General features: G+C 40.9%; 19 protein-coding genes. All 19 read right to left on the reverse strand.

Annotated features, from left to right (window positions below):
• Positions 1 to 48: 48 nt before the first annotated feature.
• Entirely contained in the window at positions 49 to 279 is a 231-nt protein-coding gene (locus tag FC90_RS05885) for a DUF2969 domain-containing protein (protein WP_057908341.1), read from the reverse strand.
• Between the two features lie 28 nt (positions 280 to 307).
• Entirely contained in the window at positions 308 to 565 is a 258-nt protein-coding gene (gene yidD, locus FC90_RS09110; RefSeq protein WP_083482020.1) for a membrane protein insertion efficiency factor YidD, read from the reverse strand.
• Between the two features lie 25 nt (positions 566 to 590).
• Positions 591 to 773: a DNA-directed RNA polymerase subunit beta gene (locus FC90_RS05890; protein WP_057908342.1), complete on the reverse strand. Its 183-nt coding sequence runs from the start codon at positions 771 to 773 to the stop codon at positions 591 to 593.
• A gap of 32 nt (positions 774 to 805) precedes the next feature.
• Positions 806 to 1,795, reverse strand: coding sequence for a rod shape-determining protein (mreB, locus tag FC90_RS05895; RefSeq protein WP_057908343.1), 990 nt, complete (start codon positions 1,793 to 1,795; stop codon positions 806 to 808).
• 129 nt (positions 1,796 to 1,924) lie between these two features.
• Entirely contained in the window at positions 1,925 to 3,226 is a 1,302-nt protein-coding gene (murA, locus tag FC90_RS05900; protein WP_057908344.1) for a UDP-N-acetylglucosamine 1-carboxyvinyltransferase, read from the reverse strand.
• A gap of 28 nt (positions 3,227 to 3,254) precedes the next feature.
• On the reverse strand, positions 3,255 to 3,488 hold the full coding sequence (locus FC90_RS05905; RefSeq protein WP_057908345.1) for a DUF1146 family protein: 234 nt from the start codon (positions 3,486 to 3,488) through the stop codon (positions 3,255 to 3,257).
• A 124-nt stretch (positions 3,489 to 3,612) separates the two neighbouring features.
• The gene (locus tag FC90_RS05910) at positions 3,613 to 4,047 is read right to left on the reverse strand and encodes a F0F1 ATP synthase subunit epsilon (RefSeq protein ID WP_057908346.1); all 435 of its coding nucleotides are present in this window, start codon (positions 4,045 to 4,047) and stop codon (positions 3,613 to 3,615) included.
• A gap of 15 nt (positions 4,048 to 4,062) precedes the next feature.
• Entirely contained in the window at positions 4,063 to 5,493 is a 1,431-nt protein-coding gene (gene atpD, locus FC90_RS05915) for a F0F1 ATP synthase subunit beta (RefSeq protein WP_057908347.1), read from the reverse strand.
• Positions 5,494 to 5,518: 25 nt separating this feature from the next.
• Complete coding sequence (locus FC90_RS05920; RefSeq protein WP_057908348.1) at positions 5,519 to 6,463, reverse strand: F0F1 ATP synthase subunit gamma; 945 nt, start codon at positions 6,461 to 6,463, stop codon at positions 5,519 to 5,521.
• Positions 6,464 to 6,475: 12 nt separating this feature from the next.
• Entirely contained in the window at positions 6,476 to 8,014 is a 1,539-nt protein-coding gene (gene atpA / locus FC90_RS05925) for a F0F1 ATP synthase subunit alpha (RefSeq protein ID WP_057908349.1), read from the reverse strand.
• Between the two features lie 27 nt (positions 8,015 to 8,041).
• Positions 8,042 to 8,584: an ATP synthase F1 subunit delta gene (gene atpH, locus FC90_RS05930; protein ID WP_057908350.1), complete on the reverse strand. Its 543-nt coding sequence runs from the start codon at positions 8,582 to 8,584 to the stop codon at positions 8,042 to 8,044.
• Complete coding sequence (atpF, locus tag FC90_RS05935; protein ID WP_057908351.1) at positions 8,571 to 9,092, reverse strand: F0F1 ATP synthase subunit B; 522 nt, start codon at positions 9,090 to 9,092, stop codon at positions 8,571 to 8,573. The genes atpH and atpF overlap by 14 nt, the downstream gene beginning before the upstream one ends.
• A gap of 64 nt (positions 9,093 to 9,156) precedes the next feature.
• Positions 9,157 to 9,369 (reverse strand): F0F1 ATP synthase subunit C, encoded by a 213-nt coding sequence (gene atpE / locus FC90_RS05940; RefSeq protein WP_057908352.1) that lies wholly within the window; start codon positions 9,367 to 9,369, stop codon positions 9,157 to 9,159.
• Between the two features lie 17 nt (positions 9,370 to 9,386).
• Positions 9,387 to 10,100: a F0F1 ATP synthase subunit A gene (gene atpB, locus FC90_RS05945; protein ID WP_057908353.1), complete on the reverse strand. Its 714-nt coding sequence runs from the start codon at positions 10,098 to 10,100 to the stop codon at positions 9,387 to 9,389.
• A 326-nt stretch (positions 10,101 to 10,426) separates the two neighbouring features.
• Positions 10,427 to 11,056: a uracil phosphoribosyltransferase gene (gene upp / locus FC90_RS05950; protein ID WP_057908354.1), complete on the reverse strand. Its 630-nt coding sequence runs from the start codon at positions 11,054 to 11,056 to the stop codon at positions 10,427 to 10,429.
• 160 nt (positions 11,057 to 11,216) lie between these two features.
• The gene (gene glyA / locus FC90_RS05955) at positions 11,217 to 12,464 is read right to left on the reverse strand and encodes a serine hydroxymethyltransferase (RefSeq protein ID WP_057908355.1); all 1,248 of its coding nucleotides are present in this window, start codon (positions 12,462 to 12,464) and stop codon (positions 11,217 to 11,219) included.
• A gap of 34 nt (positions 12,465 to 12,498) precedes the next feature.
• Positions 12,499 to 13,518 carry an L-threonylcarbamoyladenylate synthase gene (locus FC90_RS05960; RefSeq protein WP_057908356.1) on the reverse strand — a complete coding sequence of 340 codons (1,020 nt, stop codon included), beginning with the start codon at positions 13,516 to 13,518 and terminating at the stop codon, positions 12,499 to 12,501.
• 35 nt (positions 13,519 to 13,553) lie between these two features.
• Positions 13,554 to 14,417 carry a peptide chain release factor N(5)-glutamine methyltransferase gene (prmC, locus tag FC90_RS05965; protein ID WP_057908357.1) on the reverse strand — a complete coding sequence of 288 codons (864 nt, stop codon included), beginning with the start codon at positions 14,415 to 14,417 and terminating at the stop codon, positions 13,554 to 13,556.
• Positions 14,395 to 15,492, reverse strand: a complete 1,098-nt coding sequence (prfA, locus tag FC90_RS05970; RefSeq protein WP_057908358.1) for a peptide chain release factor 1 — start codon at positions 15,490 to 15,492, stop codon at positions 14,395 to 14,397. The genes prmC and prfA overlap by 23 nt, the downstream gene beginning before the upstream one ends.
• Positions 15,493 to 15,496 lie beyond the last annotated feature (4 nt).

Raw genomic sequence — 15,496 nt, forward strand, 5'->3', positions numbered from 1 at the left:
CGGCCAGAATTCTGCCGGGTTACTGTAATTCTAATTAATTCTTAAGAATTAACCTTGGTGTAAATGGTACTCCCGTAGTAATTCGTTAACTGCATCATCATGAGTCTTAGTAATAATACTCTGACCTGTTTCGGTGACAGTTGCTTCAAAGCGTTTCTTATCAGAATCTTCAACAATAAGGCCGATTTCATTTTTACCAACCATTACGCTAGTCATTTCTTGATTGTCGCGTTTAATATCATCAATTGTGACAGTAATTTTTTGTTCTTTTTTTGACATGTTATCCTGAACCCCTAACTTCTTCGACTTACTTTGGTGACTTATCATGCTGCTTATTGCGGAATATGGTGAAATGGTCTGGGACTGGATCGTATCCACCCCGAACAAAGGGATGGCAACGCAAAATGCGCCCAACTCCCATGATTAAGCCTAAAAGCGCGCCATGTTTTTGAACTGCTTGAATCATATAGCTTGAACACGTCGGGTAATATCGACAACTAGGCGGAAACAATGGTGAAATCCCCATCTGATAGAATCGCACTACCGCAATTAATATTTTTCGCAATTTATCAGCCTCACTTTAGGACATACTACTGCAAGAAATTAATAATATGACTCCATGTGCTTGGTAAGAAGACAGCAAATGGATTTTGGCCGCCAATTGCAAAACCAATCATCTGACCAACTAATAACGCCAGAATTATAAGTACAACCACTAACAATATCTTTTTTAAAATCGGTTTAACGTATTCGTCAAAATTTGATTGATACACACAATCACAATCCTTCTTTAATAAAGTGCGACTTAATAAGCCCGCTTATGTTCAATGTTATCCAATAAGATTCCAGTCCCTAAAGCGACAGCATCTAATGGGTTTTCTGCCAAGACTACTGGAACCTTCAGATGTTCTGAAAAAAGACTAGCGATGTTCCGTAATAAAGCACCCCCACCAGTTAACATAATGCCTCGATCAATAATATCTGCTGATAATTCTGGTGGTGTCACTTCTAAGACTTCTTTAGCTGCTGCAATGATTTCCATCATTGTTTCATGTAAGGCTGATTCAACTTCATCAGCCGTAATTGTGACAGACTGTGGTAAGCCACTAACGATATCCCGACCACGAATATCCATCGATTCACTAGCATCAGCATGCCAAACATCACCAATGGTTAACTTGATGGTTTCTGCAGTATGTTCCCCAATTAAGAGGTTGTGTTTTTTCTTTACATACGTAGCAATCTCACTATTCATTTTATCGCCAGCTAGGCGCAATGATTGACTAGTAACTACTTCACCCATTGAAAGTACCGCAACATCGCTAGTTCCACCGCCAATATCAATTACCATGTTGCCACGTGGTTGAAAAATATCCATTCCAGCTCCAACAGCAGCTACCTTAGGTTCTAATTCGAGGAAAACTTTGCCACCACCTGATTTTTCAGCAGCTTCCACAATTGCTTTTTGCTCAATTGATGTGATGTTAGTCGGACAGCAAATCAAAATGTTAGGCTTTGATAAGAAGCCTTTTACGTTTAATTTATTAATAAAATACGCTAACATTTCTTCTGTAATGTCGAAATCAGCAATGACGCCATCCTTTAATGGCCGGACTGCATGAATATTCCCAGGTGTACGACCAACCATCCGGTATGCCTCTGAGCCAACTGCCAAAACTTTTTTAGTTTGGGTATCAATTGCAACAACTGAAGGTTCGTTTAGGACAATCCCTTTCCCCTTAACGTTAATTAAGACGTTGGCAGTTCCCAAATCAATCCCGATATCTTTAGCCATTTAGTGTTGCTCCTTCCGAAAACTATATTCAGTATGTCATTATACCATAAGACGAAAATCTTTAGTATCCTGTTTTGGCAAATAAAAAAACGGCATTCACTAAATTAGCGGATGCCGCTGTTTTTCATTTTAGGCATGTTTTGCCGGTTTAATGCGATTGCCACTAGCATCAAAATCAGCTCGGCTAATATGCGCTCCCAGTGCGCGTAACTTCTGATGGAAGTGGTAATAGCCCCGATCCATATATTGTAAGTTAGTGACTAGGGTTTCCCCATTAGCGGCCAACCCCGCAATAACAAGCGCTGCTGCCGCTCGTAAATCCGTTGCTGCCACCTGAGCACCATTAAAATGTGTATCACCATATAAAATAACCGATTGCCCTTCAATACGATAATCAGCATTCATCCGGCGTAACTCTTCTAAATGCATAAACCGATTCTCAAAAACCGTTTCAGTCATCACACTCGTCTTATGTGCAAGCAACTGAAGAGTCGTCATCTGCGCTTGCATATCGGTTGGAAACCCTGGATAAGGTAATGTTTTAATATTGCAAGCCTTTAATTTAGCTGGCCCAATCACCCGCACACCGTTTTCTTCGTCGACTACCTCTGCACCCATTTCAGCTAATTTGGAAAGGAGTGGCTTGTTATGTTCCGCAATTGCTTCTTTAATCAAAACGTTACCCTGGGTAGCAGCAGCGGCCACCATAAAAGTTCCCGCTTCAATTCGATCTTGTACAATTGTATGTTTAGTCCCATGTAAGGACGTTACGCCTTCCACTCGAATCGTTTCAGTCCCAGCACCAAAAACCTGTGCGCCCATCTTGTTCAAGACGTTAGCAAGATCAACAATTTCGGGTTCCCGCGCAACATTTTCAATAACAGTTGTGCCTTCTGCCATTGTTGCGGCCATCATGATGTTTTGGGTGGCGCCCACACTTGGAAAATCTAAATAGATGTTGGCCCCCACTAAATGATCAGCTCGTGCTTCAATATAGCCATGGTCTTGCTGGATTGTAGCGCCCAGCGCCTCAAAGCCTTTTAAGTGTAAATCAACCGGACGTGATCCGATAGCACAACCTCCTGGCATCGCAACCCGAGCGTGGCCGAGGCGTGCTAATAGCGGTCCCATTACAACAATCGAAGCTCGCATTTTTGAAACATATTCAAAAGCAGCTTCATAATTCAAATCGCCACTTGCATCAATACTTAACTGATTTCGTTGTTCATCAAACACGACTTTAGCATCAAGACTCTTTAATACGTCTTGCATCATAAAAACATCCGACAAAATGGGGACGTTCATTAATTTAACTGGTCCGTCAGTTGCCAATAAAGCTGCTGCCATAATTGGCAACACAGCATTTTTGGCACCTTCAATTTGAACTTCACCAACTAATCGTTGGCCGCCTTGTATTATTAATTTTTCCAAGAGTTTCCCTCCGAATGAGATTGCTAATTTATGGGACCAAAAAAATAACATTTTTAGCTTGCGCGATTATTTCTAAAAAGAATTGACTAACAGTGTAACCCATCACAATCGCAAGGAAGATCATTATAATCTGCACTTGGCGAACATGATTCGGCTTGAAAAACTGCTCAAACCGAATCGCTTGTAGCCCATAAAAGCTAATTAAAATAAAGCCAATATGACTAATAATCGAAATAACTGCCTGTAATCCAATTGATTGCACTTATATAACGCTCCTTTTGTGATATGAGGCCATTGTAACATACAGAAATAGCATTTGTCTGCCCATAAGGATGGATCTTAAGAAACAAAAAAAGCCCTAAACCAAATGGTTTAAGGCTATAATCCTACAATAGGTGATTCTTGACGTTAATTCGGTTCATCGCGCGCTGTAGTGCAATTTGTGCCCGGCGTAACTCATCAGGATTATGATGTTCAGATGCTGTTTTAATAGCATTTTGCGCCCGTTCTTTAGCACTTTGCGCCCGTGTAATATCAATATCACGCGCTCGCTCAGCACTATCAGCAACGATTGAGGCAATATTATGACTCACTTCCATGAACCCACCATTAACCGCAATCGCATCTTCACGTGCCGGATTGTCAGTCCGTTTAACACGAATCTCGCCAATTTCTAAAGGGGTAATAATCGGCTCATGATTAGCCATAATACCAAGTTGTCCGGCCATCGCTGGTACAACCAACAATGTCGCATGGTGATCATAGACAATCCCACTCGGAGTAACGATATTAACGGTTAATACTTTTTGTTCTGTTGCCATCATTAATGCCCCTTTCTAAACTGATTTCGTTTCTGCTTCAGATGGTGTATATCCCAATTCTTTTGCTTTTGCTAATACAGCATCAATATTGCCGACAAGCCGGAACGCTTCTTCAGGAACATCATCATAGTCACCGGCTAAGATACCCTTGAATCCGGCCACAGTATCTTTAACTGGTACATATGAACCAGCTTGACCAGTAAAGGCTTCGGCAACATGGAAGTTTTGCGATAAGAAAAACTGAATCCGACGTGCCCGAGCAACGATAATCTTTTCATCATCAGATAGTTCGTCCATCCCTAAGATCGAGATGATATCTTGTAATTCACGATACCGTTGTAAGACATGTTGTACTTCTGAAGCAACTTCGTAATGTTCTTCGCCGACAATTTCTGGATCTAAAGCACTAGAAGTCGATTCTAGTGGGTTAACTGCGGGATATATTCCTTGTTGCGTTAACTTACGATCCAAGTTCGTTGTGGCATCCAAATGCGCGAAAGTCGTTGCAGGCGCAGGATCAGTATAATCATCGGCAGGCACGTAAATGGCTTGAATTGATGTAACTGAACCTTTTTTAGTAGATGTAATCCGTTCTTGTAACTGACCCATTTCGGTTGCTAGTGTTGGTTGGTATCCAACAGCAGAAGGCATCCGCCCTAATAAGGCAGAAACTTCTGAACCAGCTTGCGTGAAACGGAAAATATTATCAATGAATAAGAGCACATCTTGACCTTCAACATCCCGGAAGTATTCCGCAATTGTTAAACCAGTCAAGGCAACACGCATCCGTGCACCAGGTGATTCATTCATTTGACCAAAAACCATGGCTGTCTTTTCCAAAACACCGGATTCTTTCATTTCAAAGTATAAGTCGTTACCTTCACGTGTCCGTTCACCAACGCCAGTAAAGACCGAAATACCACCATGTTCTTCTGCGATATTATGAATCAATTCTTGAATTAAAACGGTCTTACCAACACCAGCACCACCGAATAATCCAATCTTTCCACCGCGGACATAAGGGGCCAGTAAATCGATCACTTTAATCCCAGTTTCTAGAATCTCTGAACTTGTACTTAATTCCTCAAATTTAGGTGCAGAACGGTGAATACTGTCCCGTCTAAAATCTGCAGGAAATTCTTCACCGCCATCGATTGTTTCACCTAGGACGTTAAAAACCCGTCCTAAAGTTTCTTTCCCAACTGGTACATTAATTGCACGTCCAGTATCTTCAACAGCCATCCCCCGACGTAAACCATCGGTTGATTCCATTGAAATAGTACGCATTACCCCATCGCCTAATTCTAGTGCCACTTCTAAGACGACTGATTCATCATTACCCTTGTTGACAACCAAGGCATTATTGATATCTGGTAAAGTCGTATCTAAAGAAAATTCGACATCGACAACGGGACCAATAACTTGGACAACTTTTCCCATACTCATAGTTGTTATCTTCCTCCCGCGTTTCTTATTCTAATGCTGCCGCACCACCGACAATTTCGGTGATTTCTGTAGTAATCTGTGCTTGACGAGCCCGATTATATTTAATTGATAAATCAGAAATTAAATTATTGGCATTGTCAGTTGCACTCTTCATCGCCGTCATGGAAGCTGAATGTTCAGCTGTTTTAGAATCAAGGAGTGCACCATAAATCAAACTTTCAGCGTATTGCGGTAAAATAGCATCTAGCGCATCATCAACAGAAGGTTCCGTGATATATTCTTGATCTTTATCTGTAACTTCTGAAACATCCAAGTCGGTAATTGGTAGCATCTTTTCAGCTCGAAAAGCAGCTGTTAGTGAGTTAACGTGATGATTATAACAAACGTACAACTCATCGAACACACCACTATCATACATTGCAACCGCTGTTTTAATGATTTCACGAACTTCATTAAATGATGGCACATCACTGACCCCACGATATTCGTAAGATAAGTTCATTTGCCGTGCTTTAAAGAAATCGGCTCCAGTCCCACCAACTGCTAAGATCGCATACTCGTCAGCAGACTGATGATTTTGCGAAATCATTTCCACCATCGCTTTTAAAATTGAGCTGTTATAAGCACCAACTAAACCACGGTCACTGGTAATCACCAAGTAACCAGTCTTTTTGATTGGTCTTTCGACTAGCAAATTACTTAACGAAATATCATGACGTACTGATTGCTCAGCAATACCGTTAGTAGTCGCTTTAGTGGTCCGCTTTTGTCGCGCACTTGCGATCAATTGACTAGCAGCCAAATGTGTCACAATTTCGCGAATCTTATTTGTATATTGCTGATAAGCGATTGAATTTTTTTCAATCTGAGAAAGCTTTGCACCAGAAACCATTTGCATCGCACTTGTAATTTGCCCAGTTTTTTTCGTAGAGGCGATTCTTCGCTTAATATCCATTAAAGATTCAGCCAATTAATTCACCCCCTACTGTCCTGAGTTTTGATTGTCAGCAGTAGTTTCAGCATCAGCAAAGCCTTCTGTGAAGGCTTTGATTGCAGCATCTAACTTATCTGTATCTGGCAATGCAGCGGTTTGACGGATGGTGTCCATCAAATCCTTTGCGTTACTTTCAAGATAATCATTCAATTGACTTTCATATTGCATGATATCATCAACCGGAACATTATCAATAAAACCGTGCGTTAATGCATAGAGAATCGCCGTTTGTTGTTCAAATGGTAGTGGTTTATGCAGTGGTTGTTTCAAGACCTCAACGGTCCGTTTACCACGATTTAATTTCGCTTGGGTGGCAGCATCCAAATCAGAACCAAATTGCGTAAAGGCTTCAAGTTCACGATATGATGAAAGATCAAGGCGCAATGTCCCAGAAACTTTCTTCATTGCCTTGGTTTGGGCTGCGCCCCCAACACGAGAAACAGATGAACCAGCATCAATCGCTGGCCGCGTTCCCGAATAGAATAAATCACTTTCCAAGAAAATCTGTCCATCAGTGATCGAAATAACATTAGTTGGGATATAAGCTGAAATATCGCCAGCTTGTGTTTCGATGATTGGTAAAGCGGTCATTGAACCACCACCTAATTCATCACTTAATTTAGCAGCTCGTTCGAGTAAACGGGAATGTAAGTAGAAAATATCCCCCGGATAAGCTTCACGACCTGGCGGTCTTCTCAAAAGTAACGAAATTTCACGATAAGCGGCAGCTTGTTTACTTAAATCATCGTAAACGATTAAGACATGTTTGCCGTTATACATGAATTCTTCACCCATAGCTGCCCCCGCATATGGTGCAATATAGAGCAGTGGTGCTGGTTGACTAGGACCAGCTTCGACAACAATTGTATAATCCATCGCACCATAGCGCCGCAAGGTTTCAACTTGAGCTCTAACGGTTGATTCCTTTTGACCAATCGCAACGTAGATACAAATCATATCTTGATCTTTTTGATTAATAATCGTATCAATCGCCACAGATGTTTTACCAGTCTTACGATCCCCGATGATTAACTCACGCTGACCACGACCAATTGGGACCAAAGCATCGATGGCTTTTAGACCTGTTTGTAAAGGTTCTGAAACAGATTGACGAGCCATCACACCGGGAGCTTTTTTTTCGATGGGACGCGTTTTATCCGTTTTAATTTCGCCTCGGCCATCCACTGGTTGACCCAATGGATTAACAACGCGACCAATTAAAGCATCGCCAACCGGCACTTCCATAATCCGGCCTGTCCGTTTAACTTGGTCACCTTCGCGAATATTTTCATATTCGCCTAAGATGATAATCCCAACATCGTTGGTTTCCAAGTTTTGTGCAACCCCGTATGAACCGTTAGAAAATTCTAGCAATTCACTTGAAAGGGCGTTTTCTAAACCGTGAGCACGTGCAATCCCATCACCAACATAAGTGACAGTACCGACTTCTTCAACGGCTAAATCTTCATTATAATTTGCAAGTTGTTGTTTAATTAATGCACTGATTTCCTCAGTTTTGATGCTCATCAGGTTCACCTCTTTATCAACGATTGACTATTTCAATAATAACGCCTTAATTTGTTCTAAGCCGTGTTTGATACTGCCATCGATCACCTTGTGATTCGATTCCAGTACAATTCCACCAATAATATCAGGATCTATGACACTTTCAACTAAAACTCGGTTGAGGCCTTCACGTTTAGCAAAGCTTTGACTAATCTTAGTAATCTGTTCATCATCGAGAGCAACTGCTGAAGTTACTTTAGCATGTGCAATTCCCATTTTATGATCATAAAGATCCTCATAGGCGGCAATGATATAAGGCATTTCTGCCATTCTTTGATAGTCAAAAACAAGGCTTAAAAAATGTTGCATAAGTGTGCTAAACTCACCGACAAGTTTTTTTAATAGTTCGCGTCGTTTTAATCCAGATAAGGTTGTATCAGTCAGAACTGCCCCCAATTTGGGGTTGCCATTGAAAATGGTCTCAAGTGCTTGTATCTCTTCATGGATACTTTCAAATTGTTGCTCTTGCTCTGCAAGGGAAAGTAATGCCTTAGCATAGCGTTGTCCGACTGCATATTTATCTAATTTCATTTTGCTTGTCCAACCCTTCAATGTAGGAATTGATCAATGACTTTTGATCAGTGACTGACAATTCTTTCTTAATGAGTTTAGAAGCAATTTCAATAGATAGCTGAGCAACATCATCTCTCGCACTGTTTAACGCATCTAAACGAGATTGTTCGATGTCTTTTTTAGCATTTTGTTTTAAGGTTTGGACTTCTTCTTGAGCGAGTGTGACCATACCTTCGCGTTGTTTTTCACCATTTTGCTTGGCAGTATTCACAATTTCAACTGCTTCTGATTTAGAGTTTTTCAACTCGGTTGCTCGCTGCGCTGCTAATTTAGCAGCATCTTCCCGCGATTGAGCCGCGTTATCTAAGTCGTTGGTAATCTTGTCCGAACGGTCTTGCATCATTTTAGAAACAGGACCAAAGGCAAACTTACCAACTAAAGCAACTAAAATAATAAAGACAACTAATACGAAAAGCGAATCTCCAAGGTAGGCTTCAGAAGCACCAACGATTAAATTACTAAACATCTATTGACACTCCTTCCTTGACTTACTGACTAATTTTTAAAAGCGAACATTAGATTCACTCGGATTAACTAAATAAGATCAAGAAAGAAACGACGATTGCCAAAATTGGAACAGCTTCAATTAAACCAACACCGATAAACATTGTTGAACGTAATTCTGCCGCTAATTCTGGTTGGCGTGCCATACTTTCGATTGTTTTTGAGATAACCTTACCGTTACCATATGATGCTGCGAATGCTGCTAAACCTGCTGCGAATGCTGCTGCTAAATAGTTCATGTTTTTTCCTCCTAGTTTTAGTCTGCCATTTCAACTTTTTCTGAAATATAGACCATCGATAATGTTACAAATACATACGCTTGGATTGCCCCAATAAAGACGGAAAATCCTTGCCAAACCATTTGAATCGGTGCTGTCACAAGCATTGTTGCTGGGCCATGTGAGAAGGCCATTTTAACTAATAAACTTAGTAAAACTTCCCCTGCAAAAATATTCCCGTACAAACGCAAAGACAACGTTAAGAAATTGGTAAATTGCTCGATGATATTAATTGGTAAGAAAAATCCTACCGGTTTAATATAACTCTTCATGTAATTGCCAAAACCCAAACGCTCCACACTAAAGTAATGCGCAATCACTAACACGATCATCGCAAGCGACATTGTGATAATTGGATTGGCGGTCGGACTCTTCAACCAAGAGACACCTTGTACCTTAACTTGAAGCATCAAACCAAGCTGATTACTAATGAAAACGAACATAAACATTACGAATGCAAATAGGTAAAATTGTTTCCCTTCTTCACCAGGCATGGCACTCTTAACGATGCCATTTGTAAAGTCAATAATCCACTCGAGAATGTTTTGCCGTTTAGTCGGCTTGAGCATAATTTTTCTTGATAAAAAGAAAACGAGTGCAAAAACCAAAATCGCACTAACCAAAACCGATAGACAGTTCGCTAAATTAAAACGAATTCCCAAAATGCTAATAATGGGATATTTATCATCCACAAAATTCCCTCCTCCCCTAGGCTTATTTGTTGATTCACTCCATTGTTGATGAATGTACTATGAGTTGCACAACGAACCTAAAAAACAGTAATATTTATGTAAAAAAGCATAAATCATCACCGCAATACAAGTATGATAATACCACCATTAAATTGAAAGTACAAAGTAAATCCTAACTAATTTTTAATTATTTGTTTGTTAGTTCACTTAAGTATTAAAAATCTTATTGAACCGACATTTTAAACTTATCAATCATTAAAATTTAAATTTAAAAAACGCAAACCAAATTCATTTTGGCTTGCGCAACTTTATTATTTATTCATTACCTATTTTGTCCCAAAAAGACGGTCCCCCGCATCCCCTAAACCAGGAACAATATACCCATCTTCATTCAAACGATCATCTAGACCAGCTGCATAGATATCCACGTCTGGATGCGCTTCTTGGACTGCTTTTACTCCTTCTGGAGCAGCAACCAAAACGACCAAACGCATTGAAGTCGCACCACGTTTTTTAAGAGCATCAATGGCCATAATTGCGGAACCGCCCGTCGCGAGCATTGGATCAACGATGAATAGTTGTCGTTGATCAATATCCGTTGGTAATTTTACAAAATATTCATGGGGTTGTAATGTTTTTTCATCACGGTACATACCGATGTGGCCAACCTTTGCGGCTGGAATTAATTCTAAAACGCCATCAACCATTCCTAGGCCAGCGCGGAGAATTGGCACCACAGCTAATTTTTTTCCACTCAATTGTTTTTCGATTGCAGGGCCCATTGGTGTTTCAACTTCGACGTCTTCCATTGCCAAATCCCGTGTGATCTCGTAAACCATTAGTTCAGCAATTTCATTTGCAACTTCGCGAAAAACTTTGGTCCCGGTATCTTTATTCCGAATAATCGTTAATTTGTGTTGAATTAACGGATGATTTAATACTGTGAATTTTGCCATTTACTTTGCCCCTATTCTATTCAATGAATTTTGTCTCAATATTTTCGCAAAAAAAGAGTGACTCTAAAGAAAACTTTCTTCGAGCCACTCTCCTTTCCGCGTAAAATTCTGTCTATTATTGTAGCGTAAATAGTATCAAAAAACTAGCGGTATTGTCCAATTAATCTAAAAATTTAGCTTGTGTGATCGGGAAACGATTCGTCAACGCTAAAACATCGTTACTAATCCGTGTCATCGTCGCTAATTGATCATGATTTTCAATCACTTCTAAAATCAATTTGGCAATTAATCGACAATCTGCTTCTTTAAAACCACGTGAAGTAATTGCCGGCGTTCCGACTCGAATGCCACTTGTTTTAAAGGGGCTTAATGTTTCAAACGGAATCGTATTTTTGTTGACGGTAATATGCACACTATCCAAGTAGGCTTGCACTTGTTTTCCATTTAAACCACTCTTAGTCAAATCCAATAACATTAGATGATTATCCGTACCACCAGAAACGACGCGGACCAAATCCGACTGTGCAAAAACCGCCGTCATAGCTTGTGCATTTGCAACAACTTGTTGCGTGTAAGTTATAAATTCAGGTTGTAAAGCTTCGCCAAACGCAACCGCTTTGGCTGCAATTACATGTTCCAATGGCCCACCCTGGATTCCTGGAAAAATCGCAGCATCGATTGCTTTAGCATACTCTTTTTTGCACAAGATCATCCCCCCGCGAGGCCCACGTAGTGTTTTATGTGTGGTGGTCGTTACCACATCCGCATAGGGCACTGGACTAGGATGAACGCCTGTTGCCACTAATCCAGCAATATGCGCCATATCGACCATTAAATAGGCACCAACATGATCTGCAATAGCACGTAATCTCGGGAAGTCAATTATCCGACTGTATGCTGAAGCACCTGCAACAATCATTTTAGGATGAATTTCGTCTGCTTTAATAGCGAGTGCATCATAATCGATTTGCTCGTTGTCGCCAGCTACTCCGTAACTATAGAAATGATAGAGCTGCCCACTGAAGTTAAACGGTGATCCATGGGTTAAATGCCCACCATCCGTCAAATTCATACCTAGAATCTTATCGCCAGGTTCCAAAAGTGCTTGATAAACAGCCATATTAGCTTGCGAACCGGAATGGGGTTGGACATTGACATGTTCAGCATTAAAAAGTTGTTTAGCGCGATCAATCGCGAGTGACTCAATTTGATCAATAAACTCACAGCCTCCATAAAAACGTTTGCCAGGATAGCCTTCAGCATATTTATTGGTTAAGACACTTCCTTGGGCTGCTTGCACTGCTTCGGAAACAATATTTTCAGAGGCAATTAATTCAATATTATGTACCTGTCGTTGCTCTTCTTCTTTGATTAATTGATAAATTGCTGGGTCAGTTTGTTTAAGCATTTACCATCACGCTTCTTCCTATTTAAGATAGTGACTATTTTGAAGTGAAATATTGTTGCCCGGCTGCTTTTTCAAGACGATTCATATATGCCAAACCAACGCCTAATTTTTCAAAACCTTGTACCAATATAATTTTGATTTCTGGATTTAAATCGAAATAACGTAAGCCTTCGAATAAATGTTGACTAGCAGAAGTGACTGAATTACCCAAAGAAAACTGATCTTTAAATCGAACTGCTGATTGCTGGGTTAAGACCTGATCGACTGCCATCAATCCAAAGGGCACGTTTTGTTGACTAGCCCAACTAATTGCAGCCTTAAAATCGGTGGCAGATGGCACAATATAGACCTGCGCATTTGGGGCATAGTGCTTATACTTCATCCCTGGCGCTTTGGGGATTTCTGTCGCACTTACTCGATGTTGATTAGTCCTAATTGGGCCAATCACCCGTTCAATCGCTTCTTGCGTCACGACACCTGGTCGTAAAATCACTGGTGTCGCAACACTCAAATCAATCACGGTGGATTCTAGGCCAACGCCAGTGGGACCATCGTCAATAACGCCGGCAATTTTACCGTTTAAATCATGTAAAACATGGTCAGCAAGCGTGGGACTCGGTTTGCCCGACGTATTCGCTGATGGACCGACCAATGGCACCCCTGCTGCTTCAATTAATGCTAATGTGGCCGCATTATTTGGCATCCGAAAAGCCGCCGTTTTTAATCCCCCTGTCACGACAGTATCAAAGGCCGCATGTTTTAAAGGTAAAATGATTGTCAGTGACCCTGGCCAAAAAGCGTCAACCAAGCGCTTAAATTGTTGACTGACACCGGCAGCATAGTGTTCAACCGTTGATATCTTGGCGACGTGCACAATCAATGGATTATCACTCGGTCGACCTTTAGCGGCGTATACTTGCTTAACTGCCTCCGGGTTAGTTGCATCGGCCCCCAATCCGTAGACAGTCTCGGTTGGAAACGCGACTAATTTTCCAGCTTTCAAATCTGCTGCTGCTTGTTCAATCTGTTTTGTTGTGTATCTTCTAGTTTCCATGATTGATCTTCCTTACTCTCCTTTTGCTTACCGTACTACTGAATTTTATTGGTAGCATAGCTAATCTTAGCCATTCTAGCCCAATTAGCCATATCTTTTCTGATAACGACTGCGACATCTGCTGATTCGCGTTCAAATAGGTTCACAAGCGCCGCTTTTTGCTGATAACCAAATTCTAAATAGAGTTGACCATCCTGATTTAAATTTGCACGCACTTCTTTTGCAAAGCGTTCATAAAATACCAATCCATTATGGGCTGCAAATAAGGCTAAATCTGGTTCATATTTTAAAACGGATTCATCCATTACATTTCGTTCAGCTTGCGCAATGTATGGTGGATTAGAAACAATAATATCAAATTTTTGACCCACAACCGGGGTTAAAAAATCACCAACAATAAAGTTGACATTTGCCGCTAGCTGCCGTGCATTTTCTTGAGCGACTTGGATGGCCGCTGGTGAAATATCAATCGCGGTCACCGACCACTCTGGATGTTCACAAGCCAGCGTGATCGCAATTGCACCCGTACCTGTACCAACATCCAATACGCTAAGCGGTTGTTTTTTAGGGTGCGGCGTCTCTAATACCCATTCTACCAATTCCTCCGTCTCAAGTCGCGGAATAAGCGTTGCCGGCGTAACTTTAAAATCACGCCCATAAAAAGTCGCATATCCTAAGATATATTGAACTGGTTGATCAGCAACAAATGCGTTTAGATCAGCTTGATATTGTGCATATTCAGTACTTGGCATTACATCATGATAATGCAAAACAAGTTGCGTAGTCGTCCAATGTCGCCGCCCCAACAACAAAAAACGGGCTGCTTCACGTTCTTTAGCATGTTCTTCTAAAAATAAAAAAGCCCAATTCAGGGCTTTAAGATAAGTGAGCTGTGCCATCTTGTAATTGCTCCAATTTTTCGGTTTGATCGTACAGAATTAATGCATCAATCACATCGCCTAATTCACCGTTCATAATCCGATCTAATTTATTTAACGTTAAACCTATGCGATGATCTGTCACCCGATTTTGTGGATAATTATACGTTCGAATGCGTTCAGAACGATCGCCTGAACCGACTGCAGATTTTCGACTTGAATCGTACTCACTTTGGTTTTGCGATTCGTAGAAATCATAAACCCGTGATTTCAAGATTTGCATGGCTTTCACTCGGTTTTGTTGTTGTGAACGTTGGTCTTGCATCGCAACGACAATCCCTGTGGGAATATGCGTCATCCGTACCGCTGAAGAGGTCTTATTAATATGTTGACCACCGGCCCCAGATGCACGATAAACATCGGTCCGAATATCTTTAGGGTCAAGCTGCACATCAACCCCATCATATTCTGGCATGACTGCAACGGTCGCCGTTGAAGTATGCACACGCCCCTGTGATTCCGTCTTAGGAATTCGTTGGACACGATGAGCCCCATTTTCATATTTTAATTTTGAATAAACATTCTTACCGGTAATCATCATCGCAACTTCTTTAAAACCACCAACTTCAGTTGCCGTTTCGTCGATGATTTCAGTCTGCCAATTTTGTGATTCGGCGTAGCGCTGATACATATTTAATAAATCACCCGCAAACAAACTAGCCTCATCGCCGCCGGCAGCACCACGAATTTCCATGATAATATTCTTTTCATCATTCGGGTCAGTTGGTAACATTAAAATTTTGATAGCTTGTTCTAATTGTTCCTTTTCAGCCTGTAAGTCTGATAAATCAGCTTTGGCTAACTCTTCCATTTCAGGATCGTTCGATTCGCGCAACAATTCTTCGCTTTCTGTGATATCACTTAATACGGCCTTCAACCGGGTATATTGACTGACAATTTCGCGCAAACCCGCTTCTTCTTTCGACAGTTCCATGTAACGACTGGTTTCATTGATGACTTCAGGATCTGACATTAATTCCTGCAATTCCGCATAGCGATCTAATAAACTATCAAGTTGTTCAAACATTTTATCCATGAAT

The organism is Latilactobacillus graminis DSM 20719 (assembly GCF_001436415.1).
GTDB lineage: Bacteria > Bacillota > Bacilli > Lactobacillales > Lactobacillaceae > Latilactobacillus > Latilactobacillus graminis.